Annotated in this window: 18 protein-coding genes; 14 read left to right on the top strand and 4 right to left on the bottom strand. The window is 41.9% G+C overall.

Annotated elements, in window-relative coordinates; genetic code table 11:
* Positions 1 to 882: a metallophosphoesterase gene (locus ACXAEA_RS16550; protein WP_475096968.1), complete on the bottom strand. Its 882-nt coding sequence runs from the start codon at positions 880 to 882 to the stop codon at positions 1 to 3.
* Between the two features lie 172 nt (positions 883 to 1,054).
* On the opposite strand from ACXAEA_RS16550, the gene ACXAEA_RS16545 reads away from it, so the two are divergent.
* The gene (locus ACXAEA_RS16545) at positions 1,055 to 1,279 is read left to right on the top strand and encodes a hypothetical protein (RefSeq protein WP_475096967.1); all 225 of its coding nucleotides are present in this window, start codon (positions 1,055 to 1,057) and stop codon (positions 1,277 to 1,279) included.
* Positions 1,280 to 1,315: 36 nt separating this feature from the next.
* On the opposite strand, the gene ACXAEA_RS16540 is transcribed toward ACXAEA_RS16545, so the two are convergent.
* Positions 1,316 to 2,104 (bottom strand): C39 family peptidase, encoded by a 789-nt coding sequence (locus ACXAEA_RS16540; RefSeq protein WP_475096966.1) that lies wholly within the window; start codon positions 2,102 to 2,104, stop codon positions 1,316 to 1,318.
* A 236-nt stretch (positions 2,105 to 2,340) separates the two neighbouring features.
* Between ACXAEA_RS16540 and ACXAEA_RS16535 the strand changes: the two genes are divergently transcribed.
* From ACXAEA_RS16535 to ACXAEA_RS16525, 3 genes are all read left to right on the top strand, one after another.
* Complete coding sequence (locus ACXAEA_RS16535; protein WP_475096965.1) at positions 2,341 to 3,549, top strand: EAL domain-containing protein; 1,209 nt, start codon at positions 2,341 to 2,343, stop codon at positions 3,547 to 3,549.
* A gap of 73 nt (positions 3,550 to 3,622) precedes the next feature.
* Positions 3,623 to 3,865, top strand: a complete 243-nt coding sequence (locus ACXAEA_RS16530) for a hypothetical protein (RefSeq protein ID WP_475096964.1) — start codon at positions 3,623 to 3,625, stop codon at positions 3,863 to 3,865.
* Between the two features lie 212 nt (positions 3,866 to 4,077).
* Positions 4,078 to 4,746, top strand: coding sequence for a DUF3993 domain-containing protein (locus tag ACXAEA_RS16525; protein WP_475096963.1), 669 nt, complete (start codon positions 4,078 to 4,080; stop codon positions 4,744 to 4,746).
* 49 nt (positions 4,747 to 4,795) lie between these two features.
* Here the strand turns inward: ACXAEA_RS16525 and ACXAEA_RS16520 are convergent, their stop codons facing one another.
* Complete coding sequence (locus ACXAEA_RS16520) at positions 4,796 to 5,035, bottom strand: glutaredoxin family protein (RefSeq protein ID WP_475096962.1); 240 nt, start codon at positions 5,033 to 5,035, stop codon at positions 4,796 to 4,798.
* A 1-nt stretch (position 5,036) separates the two neighbouring features.
* Positions 5,037 to 5,999, bottom strand: coding sequence for an MBL fold metallo-hydrolase (locus tag ACXAEA_RS16515; RefSeq protein WP_475096961.1), 963 nt, complete (start codon positions 5,997 to 5,999; stop codon positions 5,037 to 5,039).
* Between the two features lie 183 nt (positions 6,000 to 6,182).
* Between ACXAEA_RS16515 and ACXAEA_RS16510 the strand changes: the two genes are divergently transcribed.
* The 10 genes from ACXAEA_RS16510 to ACXAEA_RS16465 all read left to right on the top strand — a co-directional run bounded on the left by ACXAEA_RS16510 (position 6,183) and on the right by ACXAEA_RS16465 (position 17,121).
* The gene (locus ACXAEA_RS16510) at positions 6,183 to 6,419 is read left to right on the top strand and encodes a YkuJ family protein (protein ID WP_251478007.1); all 237 of its coding nucleotides are present in this window, start codon (positions 6,183 to 6,185) and stop codon (positions 6,417 to 6,419) included.
* Positions 6,420 to 6,592: 173 nt separating this feature from the next.
* Positions 6,593 to 7,039, top strand: a complete 447-nt coding sequence (gene cbpB, locus ACXAEA_RS16505) for a cyclic-di-AMP-binding protein CbpB (RefSeq protein WP_475096960.1) — start codon at positions 6,593 to 6,595, stop codon at positions 7,037 to 7,039.
* Positions 7,040 to 7,101: 62 nt separating this feature from the next.
* On the top strand, positions 7,102 to 8,616 hold the full coding sequence (locus tag ACXAEA_RS16500; protein ID WP_475096959.1) for an MDR family MFS transporter: 1,515 nt from the start codon (positions 7,102 to 7,104) through the stop codon (positions 8,614 to 8,616).
* A 72-nt stretch (positions 8,617 to 8,688) separates the two neighbouring features.
* The gene (locus ACXAEA_RS16495) at positions 8,689 to 9,582 is read left to right on the top strand and encodes a LysR family transcriptional regulator (RefSeq protein ID WP_475096958.1); all 894 of its coding nucleotides are present in this window, start codon (positions 8,689 to 8,691) and stop codon (positions 9,580 to 9,582) included.
* A 73-nt stretch (positions 9,583 to 9,655) separates the two neighbouring features.
* Positions 9,656 to 10,366: a 2,3,4,5-tetrahydropyridine-2,6-dicarboxylate N-acetyltransferase gene (dapD, locus tag ACXAEA_RS16490; protein WP_475096957.1), complete on the top strand. Its 711-nt coding sequence runs from the start codon at positions 9,656 to 9,658 to the stop codon at positions 10,364 to 10,366.
* A gap of 222 nt (positions 10,367 to 10,588) precedes the next feature.
* Positions 10,589 to 11,713, top strand: a complete 1,125-nt coding sequence (locus ACXAEA_RS16485) for an N-acetyldiaminopimelate deacetylase (RefSeq protein ID WP_475096956.1) — start codon at positions 10,589 to 10,591, stop codon at positions 11,711 to 11,713.
* Positions 11,714 to 11,757: 44 nt separating this feature from the next.
* Positions 11,758 to 12,213: a TlpA disulfide reductase family protein gene (locus ACXAEA_RS16480; protein WP_475096955.1), complete on the top strand. Its 456-nt coding sequence runs from the start codon at positions 11,758 to 11,760 to the stop codon at positions 12,211 to 12,213.
* 213 nt (positions 12,214 to 12,426) lie between these two features.
* Complete coding sequence (locus ACXAEA_RS16475; protein ID WP_475096954.1) at positions 12,427 to 14,175, top strand: ABC transporter ATP-binding protein; 1,749 nt, start codon at positions 12,427 to 12,429, stop codon at positions 14,173 to 14,175.
* A gap of 82 nt (positions 14,176 to 14,257) precedes the next feature.
* Positions 14,258 to 16,075: an ABC transporter ATP-binding protein gene (locus tag ACXAEA_RS16470; RefSeq protein ID WP_475096953.1), complete on the top strand. Its 1,818-nt coding sequence runs from the start codon at positions 14,258 to 14,260 to the stop codon at positions 16,073 to 16,075.
* Between the two features lie 98 nt (positions 16,076 to 16,173).
* On the top strand, positions 16,174 to 17,121 hold the full coding sequence (locus ACXAEA_RS16465) for a DUF4349 domain-containing protein (RefSeq protein WP_475096952.1): 948 nt from the start codon (positions 16,174 to 16,176) through the stop codon (positions 17,119 to 17,121).
* Positions 17,122 to 17,156: the final 35 nt, after the last annotated feature.

Below are 17,156 nucleotides of genomic sequence, written 5' to 3'. Positions count from 1 at the left end.
TCATCTGCTTGTTTTTTTATTTTGAAGAGTGAATACAGCAAGTTCAGGCTGTGATAAAAACCTGAAGGGAAGTCTGGTCGTACCCAGACCCCGGTTCACATAGAGCTTCAATTTATGATCATTGCCTAATGTATAGAAACCTTCAACATATTTCTCGGCAAATGGTGGAGTGACCCATGGTCCGTAAAAAGGTATTTGGATTTGCCCGCCATGGCTGTGGCCGCTAAGCTGAAGATGAACAGGATACTTGACGGCTTCATCCGCCATATCTGGTGCATGAGATAAAAGTATTGTATATGAATTTTGAGGTATTCCTGACATGGCTGCGGCAATATCCGGCTTGCCAAGCATGGCATCATCGATCCCTGCAACCCAGAGAGAGCTGCCATCGAGCAGTCTGACATTAGCAGACGTGTTTAACAATAGTTTGAACCCTGATTGTTCCATGATTTGCTTATAAAGGTCCGATCCATATCCACCGTGATCATGATTGCCGTATACTGCAAACTTTCCCAGAGGTGCGTTAAGGCGGCTCAGCATGGTAATGAGCGTTTTTTCCTCTTTGAAATGGCGTGGATCGTCCAGCAGATCACCAGTGAAAAAAATAAAATCTGGCTGCATTTTATTTATTTTGTTGATCAGTTCATCCAGCTGGTCCATAGTGTACTGGAACCCAATATGAGTGTCGCTGAACTGGATCATTTTCATGCCATTGAAACCGGCAGGCAAGATATTATTTTTAATGGTTCGGCGGGTTACAGCCAGCATGCGCGGTTCTAATTCCCGGGCATAATAATAGCCGCCTGTGCTTGTTGCTGCAACAGCCAGTACGCTTCCAACCATCCTTTTAATGAACGTTCTTCGCGACAATTTCTCAGACATGGAAAATACCAACCTATCTCCAAATTTTCTCTACTATACTAGCAAACTTACTTGAAAAATAGAAGTGCCATTTTAGGGAAGAGTCGTGCACACACTGAGCGTCATGGGTTTTTAATATTTGGCAGAAGGGAAGAAACAGGACATAAGAATTTTATTTTAGAGGTGTTGTCCTGTGAATGACTATGATATGCGAATCGAGATGATTTTTATTCCTGCAAAGAATGGATACATTAAAATATTTGTTTATGGTTTTGCCACTTTGGGTGCCTTTGGGAATGTGGTCGCTGAATTCAATGGTCTCTCAGTATCGGCAAAAGGAATCGGTAAAAAGAAAACCATTGTCCGTTCGATTGCCAGGCTGCATGAGTCACTGGTGAGAAAAGAGAAGGATAAATAAAAAAGATAAGGCCGGGAATCCAGCCTTATCGGTTCGTCATTTATAACTGACAGCCCTTGATTGCATTGCTTTCCAGGTTTCGATGAAACGTTGCTTGTTCACGGGAACCTGCTTCCTGCCGGATAAAGGGTCATTTAAATACACAGTATTCCCTTCATATCCGACCAGGACGACTGCATGTAAGTCCAGTGGCGTTTTAATGACTTCTTTGCCATGTGTCCATGATTCCCAGCGGTCAGGAAGGCGGTAGTCGCCAGTAGTCCAAACCACTACAGGATAACCTGCAGAAACATGGGCGATGACCTCCTCGAAACTTTTGCCTGTCAAATTGACGGCTCTTCCCGGCAGGTACTGATTGATCAATACTACCATAGGTTTGTCAAAGACAGCATAGCCTGCACGTCTTCCTGTCATATCTCCGACGAAGCCTTCAGCAGGATTTCCCCAGCTTATGATATCCCCTCTGGAGGATCTTCTTAAAGGGTCCTGATCTTTTTCGATTTCCTGGAAAAGCTTCATTTTATCTGTTTCAGCACCGGCATACTTTAACATCATTGCCAGGCTGGTTACTTCACATCCGTATTTTAGTTCCGGATTTTGTTTAATCAAAGGTACGTTCAGCAGAGTCTTACTTTTAATTTCTGGTGGTTTTTCATTATTCTGGATGGGTTTTGGGACTGCCTTTTCCTGAATTGGCTCAGGTGTTTCTGTAACTGTAATTGGTGCTTCATTAAAATTTTGTGTACGCACTTCATTTTCGGCGGGCGAGCCGTGGCTGCATCCAAGCAAAGGAAGAAGAATGCCAATGAAATGCCACGTTTTCATGTCATCATCCTTCCATAAGCTCTAGTCATATTTTTTGGTTAATACGCTGCTTTTATAACATGAGGAAAATGGAAACAGTGTTACTGAGGGATTACTCATATTATGGTAAAATCATTCATATCAAAATAAAGAGAAAACATTACCCATAAATGTAATGAATATAGGGATCATAACGCCCTTGTCATAAAAAGCGGATCCTAAGGTCTTATGGAAGTTTGGGGAGGAGTTGAGTTAAAATGGATGCCCTTGATATATTAACTGACCTTGAGAATGTCATTCCATTTTTTCAGCCGATTTTTAATGCGGAAGAACATCGGATCATCGGATATGAGATTTTAGGACGATATAACAGCGGAACAAATGTCATGAGTCTTGAGTCTTTTTTTGAGGACGAGACAATTCCGGAAGAGTACCGGCTGGAAGTTGATAATACCGTGTTGGTAAAAGCGCTGGAAATGGCTTCTCAATACAGTGTGAATGATATTCTCTGGTTTGTGAATAGGGATGCAGAGTTATTGATGCTGGATGACGGGGAGCAATTTCTCCAGTTGATCCTTTCCTACTCAGAGAAAGGAATTCGACCTGAACAGATTGTTCTCGAAATTTCTGACCGTAATGAGCATAGCCATTTTGAGCATCTGTTAAGTTACTACAAATCATTTGGGATCAAAATCGCCATTGATAAAGTTGGGAATGAAAGCAGCCACTTGGACAGGATTGCCGGAATCGAGCCTGAAATTTTAAAAATAGACATGTCCACCCTGAGGTCGAATCATTCCGGACCTGGATACCTGGATGTTCTTCACTCTTTATCAATCCTTGCTCGCAAAATCGGTGCAACCCTGTTATTCGAGAACATTGAAACACCTTACCAGCTCCAGTTTGCCTGGAAGAATGGCGGCAGATTTTATCAGGGATATTACCTTAGAAAGCCTGAAAGGAATTTAGCGGAAACAGACATTCTTAAAAATCAGTTAAAGAGTGAAATCCATGGGTTTATTTTATCCGAGAAGAAAAGGCTTCAGTCTTTTTTTGATTTAAGGAATGAATTGCATGTAAAATTCCAGGATTTGTTCAATCGGAATAAAAAGGAACAAAATCCAAGCGACTTATTGATTTTCCTAGGAAAGAACCTTAATGGAATTGCTTTCCGGATGTATATTTGTGACGAAGATGGATTTCAGAAATCACCAAACCTCTTTAAATCAGGTGACAGCTGGCTACTCCAGCCTGAATATTTGGAAAAAAACTGGAGTTGGCGCCCGTTTTTCCTTGAAAACATCATCAGGATGAGAACTGGGAAAAAAGGAATCCTCAGCGACCGGTATAGTGATATTGAGTCCGGAGAGATTATCCGTACTTTTTCAGTGCCCTTGAACGAAAACGAATTTTTGTTTGTCGACTTAAGTGCATCGTACCTAAATGAAAGGGAAGGGTTATTTTAACAGGCCGAAAAACGAATAACAATTCGGATTAAGCACAATTTATAGATACAGCCTTCGAAAAAGGGGGATTTACATGAGCATCTTTACGACAATGCTGCTATTGGCCGGAGCAGGGGTTCTGGTTGCCGGACTTTTCTATACCTGGTCATTCGGCAAGTCGCAGAAAAGAGTACAGGGCAATATCGATTCCCAGGTCCCAGGTGCTGTACAAGAGCACGCATATATTCGCAACCCGATTTTTTTGACCTATATAATCGTCCTATCCATTGCCTTGTTGTTTGTTGTATATTTTGCCGTAACAACAGCTCGTTATTAACCTCCATATAGGGGGTTATTTTTTTTGTTCCTTATGAAACCACAATTTTTTTGATGATTTGCGTTAGTTCGAGTTTTATGAGGGTAAATTGAGAGTGTAAACGATGGTTTATGTCAGATGCTGATGTTATTTTACGAATGATTTTCGTAATCGTACCGGGAAAATGTTGGTAAAATTATATTTACTAGTCATCACGGCAAAGGGGGAGAAAAATGGACAAGCGAACTAGGCTATCATTTTTATTATTTTCATTTCTAGTTTTGTTGATACCAGTCAATACTTATGCCCAATCAAATATGGAAGGCCGGGAACAGGTTTTTGAATTTCTCGAAGACGCGTTTAATTCACAAGTTTCATTAAGTGAAAAAGAACGAACAATGGGAGAAATCGAAGCGGTTCTTGATCCTTATTTTACAGAAGAATATAAATCCCGATTCATTGATGAAAATGTTGTCGGACAGGAAAACCAGTACCAGACATATGGAACAGATTTCGCACCATATTACATTCCTTTTTATGCATTTTCGGAAAAGACAAAAGTGGTTGAATTGGAAAATGAAATCTTTGTGGTTGAGTATTTCCCTGCTAATGGAGAAGGACCAGTAAGCTACGAGGACCACTACGAAGGCTTGAAACTCGTCAATGAGGAAGGGGAATGGAAGGTGGCTGATTACTTATACGATCAGGTACCGGAGGAAGTAATCAAAAAAGCATATCCTGAAAAAACAGCTGGAAAACAGGTAGAAAAAGCTGTCAAGGAGGATCTGCCTTTTCCAAAAAATCTAGTTTATGGCCCAAGCTTTTCTTCACTGAAAACCTTTATGGAGATGGGGATTGTCTTCAGAAATGAAAACAGAACCTTATTGTTCGGGTTACTATAAAATAAACAAGAGGTGCCATTATCCCTGGCACCTCTTGTTTATTTGGGTGTTAATCATGGATCTCTAAAACTCTCTTTAGCTTCTCAAGATCAAAACCTGTGACGACTTCCTCTCCGATCACGATGGTTGGTGTTGAAAAAGAACCATAAACATTGGTTAGTTCCTGCCTGCTTTGATCATCTTCATTAATATTCTTTTCAGTATAGGCAAAGCCATATTCATTAAGGAACATTTTTATGATCTTGCAGGGAGGGCAGTCATTTTGGGTATACACGATGATGTCATTCATATTAATGGGTTCCTCCAGCATTTTTTTTCAAATAATCAGCTAGTCCCATGGCACTGACGCTTATATCCAAGTGCAAAAGTTCGTAAATTGGATGGTTTTCAGCAAGTCCCTGTTGAGTTAAGTGAGCCTTAACTTTACCATAGATTCCGTTGGTTATGCCCCTGATCTGCTTCTCTGGATCGGCATGTTCTGTTGCTGCCAATCTGGCTTCCTCTATGAATATATCCAGCCATTTCTCTACCTGGGAGTATGCTTCATGGGTGTTTTCAGACATGCCATAGTGCCCGAAATAGATTCTTTCAATCCCTAAATCCTTGTATCGCTTGATAGACTGCTTCATCAAATTCGGATCGAACTGATTTGGAGATGTAGACGGAAGGAAGAATTCAATTCCTTCCCGGTCGAGCTGAGGATAAAAAATGCCTGCTGTGTCCCCGGTGAATACTCCATTGGTTAAAGGGTGATAAATGCTGAGATGATGGCTGGCATGGCCGGGAGTATCTAAAAACTTTAGGGAAATATTTTCTCCCAGCATCAGGCTGTCCCCATCTCCCTTTACCAACAGGCGACCTTCTGGAATTGGCACAATTGGCTCAAATAATTGCTCGAACTTATCTCCATATACTGCTTTTGCACCCTGGATCAAACGCGATGGATCAGCTAAATGTCTTGCTCCCTTGGGGTGAACGATTAACTTTGCATTTGGACAATGCTCAAGCATCAATCCAGCACCTCCAGCATGGTCGAGGTGAATATGAGTAACGATTATGTAGGCAATGTCATCCGGTCTAACTCCCAGGTAATCCAATCCTTGCAGGATATATGGAATGGAAGGGCTAGCAGAAGTTTCGATAATGGTGACATATTCTTCTGTCAGCACGTAAGTTCCAGTCCGTTCAGCCATACCTAAATCGTAATCATCAATAAGGTATACATTTTCGGATAATTTCACAGGATTTTTCAAAAAAACACCTCTTTTAGCAAAGCTTTTACTTGTACATCGTCTGACAATATTTTATTCTGTTAATATTGACATGTAAAGAAATATGTATAGAATATTCTGAAATCATTTTACATGGATATAAATATGCCAATTGAGAAACCTATTGTTAGTTAATTGGTTTTTGTTTTGAAAGGAGAGGAAGCAATGTCACAGCTTCAGGGAATTATTACTCGTTTAAAGAATCTGCAAGAGCAGTCCAATGGAGGAGAACCTGCTCAACGCTTTTTTGAAGTGAATGGTGAGCGTAAATGCCAGGTTACATATCATCCAAAAACGGAAACATACGAATTGGAAATATACAACGAAAAAGAGAAGCCAAAGAAGTATCAATTTGACAATATTGATATGATCACAATCGAGATTTTCGATCTTATTCAATAATCTTCAAGGATAAAATTAAAGGACCAATGCGGTCCTTTTTTCTTTTTAATCGAGACTTTGAAAAAATTATCATTTAATAAACCCTTTTTTCTTGTATAAACTAAATGTAGGCGTCAGTATATAATTTGTGATAAAATATAATGGAAAGAAATCCATTTTAGGGAGTTTTCGCCATGATTAGTCTTCACAGCGGTGAATTTTTGGAAATCACTATTAAAGACCTGATGATTCCTTCTGAACGCGTTGCCCATGTTCAAATCGGCAATAGCCTCGAGCATGCTCTACTCGTATTGACGAAGAGCGGTTATACCGCTATTCCAGTCCTTGACCCCCACTATCGCCTTCTGGGTTTGATCAGTACACCAATCATTATGGATTCCATCCTTGGACTCGAAAGAATAGAGTTTGAACAACTAGAGAAAAAGCGGGTTGAGGAAGCCATGAACAAGCAAATTCCCAGAATCAGCATCAATTCAAATCTTCAATCCTCATTAGATTTGCTTGTTGACAACCCTTTTCTCTGCATTGAAGATGAATCCGGGATTTTCGAGGGGATTCTGACGAGAAGGACAGTATTGCTGCAGTTAACTAAACAAGTAAAGAGACATAATAAGAGATAGAGCACAAGCCAACAGCTCCCGTCCGCGGGGGCTGAATTTTTTACTCCGTTTGAGGTGAAGGTATGGGACAAGCAGGGAATCCAGAGCAAAAAATGAACAAAAGGGTAACGAAACGTACTTTTGTCCTGGCAACAGTCATGCTGAGCATGTTTATGGGTGCAGTCGAGGGTACCGTTGTATCAACGGCTATGCCTGCGATAGTAGGAGATCTCGGCGGTTTTGCATTATACAGCTGGGTTTTCTCGGCGTACTTATTAATGAATGCCGTTACGGTCTTGATTTATGGCAAACTGTCAGATCTATTTGGCAGAAAGCCGATTTTAACATTTGGAATCATAGTCTTCTTGATTGGATCGATTTTGTGCGGGACAGCAGAAACGATGGAAATGCTGATCTTTTACCGGTTCATTCAGGGTTTCGGTGCTGGGGCTATTATGCCGATTGCAACGACAATCATTGGCGATATCTATTCGAAGGAAGAAAGAGCAAGGGTACAGGGCTATCTATCAAGTGTGTGGGGCATTTCTGCAGTTTCAGGTCCAGCACTAGGAGGTCTTCTAGTCGAATATGCCAGCTGGAGATATGTATTCTGGATCAATGTTCCGTTAGGAATCCTTGCGATCGCAGGTCTGTGGTTGTACCTGCATGAAAATATTGAGAAAAAGAAGCACCAAATCGATTACCCGGGTGCGGTCCTATTGACGGTCTCCATCAGCACTTTGATGATAGTCCTCGTGGAAGCAGGGACGAACTGGGCGTGGAGTTCACCAAATACAATCGGGATGATCAGTGTGAGCGTCTTGACTTTTATTCTCTTCATTCTCCAGGAAAAAAGAGCAGCTGAACCAATGATGCCATTTAATATCTGGAAGGAAAGGTCGATTTTCATTGCGAATATGACCTCATTGGCAACAGGTGTCATGCTGATTGGCATTTCAAGCTTCTTGCCTGCTTTTGTACAGGGAGTTATGGAGAGATCACCGATTGTCGCCGGTTTTACTCTGACAGCAATGTCAATTGGCTGGCCAATAGCAGCAGCGGTGGGGGGGCGCCTCCTTTTAAAAATTGGCTACAGAACGACATCTTTGATCGGAGGAGCAGCGCTGATTCTTGGCAGCATCTTGTTTGTGACATTGGAGCCTGAGGCTGGGCCACTATGGGCCGCTGCAGGATCATTTTTTGTCGGGGTTGGAATGGGGCTGACAAGTACTGCTTTTATTGTGTCCATTCAAAGTACTGTCGCCTGGCAGCAAAGAGGGATTGCGACCGCTGCCAATATGTTCATGAGGAACCTTGGCAATACCGTTGGAGCAGCATTGCTTGGTGGGATCCTCAATAGCAGTATCATTGGATTTATGAAGAAAAATGGGGCGGAGGAGCAAGACCTGTCAATAGACACCGCGAATGTGCTCCTTAACGAAGCTGAGCGGATGAAGCTGCCGGCTGAATTGAAGGCCCTCCTGCAGGATGCCCTGACAAATGCGCTTCATTCCGTGTATATCGTTGTATTGCTTTTTGCGATCGTCAGTTTGTTATTCATCCTTTTCCTGCCTAAAAAAGAGACAACAACAGAATAATGGATATATTGATAATGTTTATGCGAGAGATATCAATTATAATATATGCAAAACTTATAAAGAGGTTCTTCAATGTCATCAATTTCAGAATTCCACCTGTTATCAGTACTCGCTCATGAGATGAACATGAGAAAAGCAGCAGAAAGACTATTTGTTTCACAGCCTGCCTTGTCTCAAAGACTTCAGACAATTGAAAAAGACTGGGGAGCCAAGCTCTTCTTGCGTTCTCAAAAAGGGCTTACCTTAACTCCAGCTGGGGAAGTCGTTATTCAGTTTGTGAACGAAACGATCACCAGGGAGGAAAAAGCAAGGGAATCCATCCATGCATTAAATTCTGAAGTGTATGGAACCCTTAAAATAGCTGTTGCATCCATAGTTGGCCAAAATTGGCTCCCCCAGGTACTGAAGAAATATGTGAGCCGGTATCCACAGGCAAAGATTTCTCTTGTGACCGGCTGGAGCAGCGAAATTTCAAAGGCATTGTACGAGGATCAGGTCCATATTGGGATCATCAGGGGAACACCGGATTGGAAAGGTGTCAAATTACATCTTTTTAAAGACAATCTTTATCTTGTCGATACAGAAATCACCACCCCTGAACAGGTACTGGAGACTGACAGGCCTTTTATCCAGTTTAAAAGTGACTCGAATTATTATCAGGAAATCCAGGATTGGTGGCTGAGACAATTCCAGACAGCGCCAAAAAGAACGATCATCGTTGATCAAATCGAAACATGCAAGCAGATGACTTTCAATGGAATTGGATATGCAATATTACCCGCAATTACCTTGAATGGTGCAGAGAAGGATATTTTTAAAGTACCGCTGCATGACGAGAATAACGAGCCGCTTGGAAGGGACACCTGGCTGCTCGGCTACGAATCTGCTTTCCAGCTAAAGCAGGTACAGGCTTTTATTGATATTGTCAAAGAGCACATCATGGATACCTACAATAATGAAAAATAGTTTTTCTTGTTTTCAATACTTTTGTTTGTTAAAGTATTTTTAGAAAAATACATAACTGGAGGGTAACATTATTATGAAGATGATGGACGCGAACGAAATCATTTCGTTTATTCAAAATAGCAAAAAAGCGACACCGGTGAAGGTTTATATCAAGGGTGATCTTGAAGGAATCGACTTTGGCGAAAATACAAAGACTTTCATTTCTGGCAATACTGGCGTCATCTTTGGCGAGTGGGCAGAAATTAACCCGGCAATCGAAGCAAACCAGGCTAAAATTGAGGAGTATGTAGTTGAAAATGACCGCAGGAACTCTGCTATTCCATTATTGGATATGAAGAATATCAAAGCGCGTATCGAGCCAGGCGCAATCATCAGGGACCAGGTTGAAATTGGCGACAATGCTGTCATCATGATGGGTGCTTCCATCAACATCGGCGCTGTTGTAGGTGAAGGTACAATGATCGATATGAACGTTGTTCTTGGCGGACGTGCGACTGTAGGCAAGAACTGCCATATCGGTGCAGGTTCCGTGCTTGCTGGTGTAATTGAACCACCTTCAGCAAAGCCGGTTGTTGTAGAAGATGATGTAGTAATTGGCGCGAACGCGGTGGTACTTGAAGGCGTAACGGTTGGAAAGGGCGCAGTCGTTGCTGCAGGCGCGATCGTCATTGAAGACGTCCCGCCTTATACAGTTGTTGCCGGAACACCAGCACGCGTAATCAAGCAAATTGATGAAAAGACAAAATCAAAAACTGAAATCAAACAGGAGCTTCGCCAGCTTTAATAGCAGACAGCAAGCGAGAAAGCGTGGATCAAATATCCGCGCTTTCTTTTATAAGCTTGGAATGTATATCATTCTTTGAAAAATGTCCAGCTCCAGCGCCTAAGCCCTTCGAGACGCTTTGATCCGCCCAATGAAGTCAAAGAACGACTTCAACGGTCGGCTCATCAGCGCTTGTAGGGGCTGACCAAGGCGCTTGCGCTTTTCGTATAAGGAGAGAGCTCTATGGTATTTGATAAGTTTATAAAAATCAGACGAGATTTGCACCAGATTCCTGAACTTGGATTTCAGGAGTTTAAAACTCAGGCTTATTTGCTGGATTATTTACACCAGCTTCCGCAGGAACGGATCGAAATTAAGACATGGAAAACAGGGACCTTTGTTAGAATCCAGGGCTTAAATCCTAAGAAAACAATTGGCTACCGTGCAGATATTGATGGTCTTCCTATTACAGAGGCAACCGGCCTGGAATTCACATCAACACATGAAGGCAGGATGCATGCATGCGGCCACGATTTCCATATGACGATTGCGCTTGGTGTGATTACGCACTTTGTAGAAAATCCAGTGGATGATCACTTGCTCTTTATTTTCCAGCCTGCTGAAGAGGGACCAGGCGGCGCTGAACCATTGCTAAAAACTGATACCATGAAACAGTGGAAGCCAGACATGATCATGGCTCTTCATATTGCACCGGAATATCCTGTGGGCACAATTGCTACAAGAGAAGGCCTTTTATTTGCCAACACTTCCGAGCTTTTCATAGATCTTAAGGGAAAAGGCGGGCATGCTGCTTATCCGCATAATACAAACGATATGATTGTCGCTTCATGTGCCCTAGTGACACAATTACAATCAATTGTAGCAAGGAATATTGACCCTCTGGACAGTGCAGTGGTCACGATCGGCAAGATTACTGGAGGAACAGTGCAGAACATCATAGCAGAAACAGCCCGGATAGAGGGCACCATTCGAACACTTTCAGTTGAATCCATGGCAAGGGTCAAAGAGAGAATTGAATCCCTTGTCAAGGGGATTGAAGTAGGGTATCAATGCCAAACAGCAATTGATTACGGAGCAATGTACCATCAGGTATACAACCATGAGGAAATCACCGGTGAATTCATCGAGTTCGCAGAGGCACAAGGAGAAGTCAAAGTCATAGTTTGCCGTGAAGCAATGACTGGTGAGGATTTCGGTTATATGCTGAGGGAGATACCGGGCTTCATGTTCTGGCTCGGTGTAAACTCTGGCTATGGACTTCATCACGCCAAGCTGAATCCAGATGAAAAAGCAATTGGCACAGCGATAGAGTTGCTCATTAAGTACATCAAGTATAAAAACAAGTAATCTTTCATTATCTGAACAAACCAATATTATTTGAGGTGATGAAAATGAGATTGCATGAACAAATGCCGGAATTGACTGGGGCAACTGAATGGCTGAATGGCGAGATAACCAGGGAGCAATTGGTCGGTGAAAGACCCAGCCTTATACATTTCTGGTCCATCAGCTGCCACCTGTGCAAGGTAGCAATGCCTCAGATCAATGAGTTCCGGGATAGTTATAAAGGTAAGTTAAATGTCATTGCCGTTCATATGCCGAGATCTGAAGACGATTTGAATATGAATGAAATCAAAAAGGTAGCAGCAGAACACAGCATCACCCAGCCTATTTTCGTGGATAATGATCATAAGTTAACGGATGCGTTTGAAAATCAGTATGTCCCTGCCTATTATGTTTTTGATAAGGACGGAAAGTTAAGACATTTCCAGGCAGGCGGCAGCGGAATGAAGATGCTGGAAAAACGCGTGAACCGCGTACTGGATGAATTAGTTAAATCAAAGTAATGCAAACGGCCGACTCAAGTCGGCCGTTTATTTTTGTTTAATTAACTGAGTATTCCTATATACAAAAAAATAAAAAAATTCTTAAAAAAGACTGGAAATATATTTCGAAACCCGATATATTAATGTATACGTGCCTTTGGATTTTGTTAAGCTTTTCCAATATAAAGCGCACGATACTAAAATGAATCTTTTAGTTCCAAAGGGGGGGAATGAATGGAGACATTCAAAAAACTGAAGGAATATTACTGGCCTTATAAAAACTATTTCATTTGGTCAATTTTATTTATGCTGGTTGTTACTGCAATTACTGTTGTATATCCTATGATTCTCCAGATTACAATTGATGAGGCGGTAATCGGCGGGAGATATAGCCTTATACCTGCTCTGGCAGCAAGTTTTGTGGGATTCATGCTCGTTAAAGGTGTTTGTACTTATATTTATCAGTATACTGGCGACTTGTTTGGTATTCACTCTGTTTATAAGTTAAGAAACTCGCTTTATGAAAAGCTCCAATTTCTATCCTTTAAATACTACGACAATGCGAAGACTGGTGACCTAATGTCGCGGCTTACAGCTGATGTAGAGGGCTTTCGCTTTTTCCTGAGCTTCGGCTTTTCAGAATTGATCCGTTTTGTCTTATTGATTGGAATAAGCTTTTCGGTGATGTTCTACTATTCAATATCATTGACCTTTGTCACACTGGCTACGCTTCCTTTCCTTGCAATCGCTGTTTACAAGTTTGATAAAGCAGTCCACCCTGCATTCAGGGGAATCCGGAAATCCTTTGGCAAATTGAATACGAAGGTCCAGGAAAATATCAGTGGAATCAATACAGTCAAATCTTTATCCAGGGAAGATTATGAGATTGGCAGATTCAATGATTCCAATGGGGATTATAAAGATAAGTACTTATTTACTTCAGACATCTGGGCAAAGTATTTTCCACTGATGGAATACATGGGCAATTTAAGTGTCGTCCTCCTTCTTGGCTATGGAGGTTACCTTGTTATGAACGGTTCATTGCAGCCTGGAGAACTGGTCGCATTTTACAGCCTTGTATGGTATATCATGTGGCCAATCATGAATCTGGGATTTGTGGTTAATTTATTTTCCCAATCGAAGGCATCTGGGGAAAGACTATTGGAAATTCTTGAGGCGGATGCTGAAATTGAAGAAAAGCATGGCGCCTTAGAAACGGAGAAGCTATCTGGTGATGTAGAGTTTGATCGTGTGACACTCCGCTATGGTGATGATGATAATGAAGCACTTTATAATATTTCGTTCAAGGCACGCCCAGGTCAGACAATTGGCCTGATTGGCTCGACTGGCTCAGGAAAAACCAGCCTTACACAGCTAATGACCAGGTTCTACGAGCCGGCAGAAGGTAAGGTCCTGATTGATGGGCGGGATTTAAAAGAGTATTCATTGCGTTCCCTGCGGAGCAGTATTGGAATTGTGCTGCAGGAGTCATTCTTATTCTCCTCATCCATTAAAGCCAATATTTCTTATGGAAAACCCGACGCAACGATGGAGGAAATCATTGCCGCAGCGAAACGGGCACAAGCGCACAGCTTTATCATGGAATTGCCGGACGGTTACGATACGATTCTTGGAGAGAGAGGAATGGGTTTATCTGGCGGACAGAAACAAAGGATTGCGATTGCCAGGGCAATCTGTGTCAACCCAAGCATTTTGATTCTCGACGATGCCACAAGTGCTGTAGATATGGAGACAGAGTTCAAGATCCAGAAGGCACTGCTTGAAGTCATGAAGGGGAGGACAACCTTCATAATTGCCCACAGAATATCTTCATTAAAACATGCAGACGAAATTCTCGTATTGGAAAATGGGGCAATTGCTGAACGAGGCACTCATGAACAATTAATCAAAACTGGCGGAACGTATCAAAAAATCTATGATATTCAATTTAAGGACCGGAAAAAAGTAACACAAACTGGCTGAGGCATTGAGGACCGTTATGCTTGCCAGTGTAGTATCAGTGCAACCGATTAAGTGTAATAGTGAAAATTCAGGGGGGAAGGTTTTGAGCAAAAAAAGCAACCCACAAGTTTTAAAAAGATTTCAATATTCTACTGACCAGGTAATTGATAAGCCTTTTAACTGGAACCAGATGCTAAGGCTTTTCAGTTATATGATGCCTTACAAGACAACTCTGGTTCCGCTGTCCATTGCCATGGTATTGATTACAACAGCAGTCAGGCTGGCGATCCCGATCCTCATTGGAATCTATACGCTTGACCGGGCTGTGAAAAATAAGGACAGTGCCATGCTTTTTTGGCTGGTCGCGATAATTGCTGGACTATATACATCTGCCTATATAGCAAATATATTCAGGATCCGCTGGATGAACCAGTTGGGCCAGAATGTCATTTATGATTTGCGCAAACATTTATTCACCCATGTCCAGAATCTTTCCCACCGTTTCTTCGACCAGCGTTCGGCCGGTTCAATTCTGGTAAGGATCATGAATGATATTAATTCGTTGCAGGAATTGTTCACCAACGGAGTTATCAATCTATTAATGGATATCGTTCTGTTAATCGGGGTCTTTTTTATCCTGTTCTCATTAAGCCCTCAGCTAACACTTGCCATTATGGTTATCTTGCCAATCATGTTCTTGATTTCAACGAAGCTGAGGAAAAATATCAGGCGTTCATGGCAAGATGTGCGCTTAAAACAATCCAAACTTAATTCCCATCTGAATGAAAGTATTCAAGGGATCAGGGTTACACAGTCTTTTACACAGGAAAAAGAAAACATGGCTTTCTTTGATGGAGTCAATGATGAAACCTTCCAAAGCTGGAAGTCGGCTTCACAGAAAAATGCGATGTTCCGTCCGCTGGTTGATTTGACTAATGCGCTCGGAACGGCAGTTTTAATCTGGTACGGAGCTCATTTAATCCAAAATGGAACCATCTCAATCGGTGTATTTGTTTCATTTGCATTCTATCTGGGGATGTTCTGGGAACCAATCTCAAGACTTGGCCAGGTTTACAACCAACTCTTGATGGGGATGGCCTCTTCTGAACGGATTTTCGAATTCCTGGATGAGAAGCCCATCGTTTCCGAGGCAGACAATCCAGTTGAATTGAACGATGTCAGAGGAGAAATAGAATTCGAAAAAGTTGTCTTCTCATATGATGAAAAACGGACTGCTTTAAAAGGAATCAACCTGGAAATGCACGCTGGCCAGACCGTTGCATTGGTTGGCCACACAGGCTCTGGGAAAACGACAATTGCGAATTTAATCAGTCGCTTCTATGACCCTACATCAGGCAGGGTACTGATTGACGGTCATGATTTGAAAGAAATTTCAATTGGAAGTTTGCGAAAATATATCAGTATCGTTCTTCAGGACACCTTTATTTTCTCAGGTACGATTTATGATAATATCCTTTTTGGCAGGCCGGATGCGACAGAAGCAGAGGTAAAAGCGGCTGCTGAAGCTGTTGGTGCTGCGGATTTTATTGAGAAACTCTCTAAGGGCTATCAGACAGAAGTCGAAGAGCGTGGAAATATTCTCTCAGTTGGAGAAAGACAGCTTCTCTCGTTTGCGCGTGCATTGCTGGCTAATCCAAGAATCCTGATCATGGATGAAGCCACTGCCAGCATCGATACGGAGACAGAAATGAAAATCCAAAAGGCTCTTAAAACATTATTAAAAGGAAGAACCTCTATCATCATTGCCCATCGATTATCAACAATCAGGGAAGCGGACAATATTTTCGTGCTTGAAAACGGCTTGATTATTGAAAGAGGAAACCATGGGCAATTAATGGCGCTTCAGGGTGAATATTATGATCTTGTCCAGGCCCAATTCAATATGCTTGATGCTGTGTAAAAAGCCTTCTCCGTGAAGGCTTTTTCTTTTGAATAATGTAACATTTTTACAATATTTACGTCTCCTTCATAAAAGAGGTAATTCGAGGGGGATTTTCGTTGTTTAAAAGGAGATTGGCTATCTTTCTATCTTTGCTATTTTTGCTTGCTGGCTGCAGCGGAGGAAAGTCACAAGAAGAGAGTAATATGAGTGCTGACAGGGATATGTCGTCTGGTGAAATGGAGAATAGCAGCAGTGAAGAAATCGCTCTTTCCGGTGGAAAAGAGAAGAAGGAAGAGGCTGGAGAAGCGGCGGATCACCCAGACAGCACAAATCCAAATGAGGAAGCGACTACCCATCGTATGGTAATCTTTAATGCAGAAATGAGTTTGAGGGTGAAACATTTCGAAAAAGCCCGGAATTCTCTTGAACAAAAAGCAAAGAGCTATAATGGCTATATCGTCCAGTCCGATTCGAATAGATATGATGGGGAACGGCAGAGCGGAACGATGACCTTCAGGATCCCCCAACAGCATTTTCAGGCATTCCTGAATGATGCCGAGGGATTGTCTGTTCAAGTCAACAACCGTCAGGTAAGCGGACAGGATGTTACCGAGGAATATGTCGACCTTGAGTCGAGGTTGAAATCCAAGAAGGCGGTGGAAGCAAGGCTGCTGGAGTTTATGAAACAAGCGCAAAAAACAGAGGATTTACTAAAAATTTCAGATGATCTCGCTAAAGTTCAGGAGGAAATCGAGCAAATCTCCGGCAGAAAGAAGTTCCTGGAGAACCAGACATCCTTCTCGACCGTGACAATTTACCTCGAAGAAAATGATGTGCCTGTCCCAAAAATTGATAATGAAAATCTGAATACATGGCAGAAAATAAAAAAGCAATTTGCGGAGAACATTAATCTGCTGCTAGCTGCAGGTTCTGGAATCATTGTTTTCCTGGTGGGCAATCTGCCAATCCTCTTAATTACAGGTTTCATTGTGGCAGCAGTCATCTATTTTGTAAGAAAGAAAACGAGGTCTTCTTCAAATAATAATATTGATTCAAATAGCTGATTTATAAATACACACACCAAAAAACGTTGCGATTG

The organism is Mesobacillus sp. ABV4_180, assembly GCF_056158485.1.
Note: the sequence above shows the minus strand (reverse complement) of the source record. Positions and strands in the feature narration are given on the sequence as shown.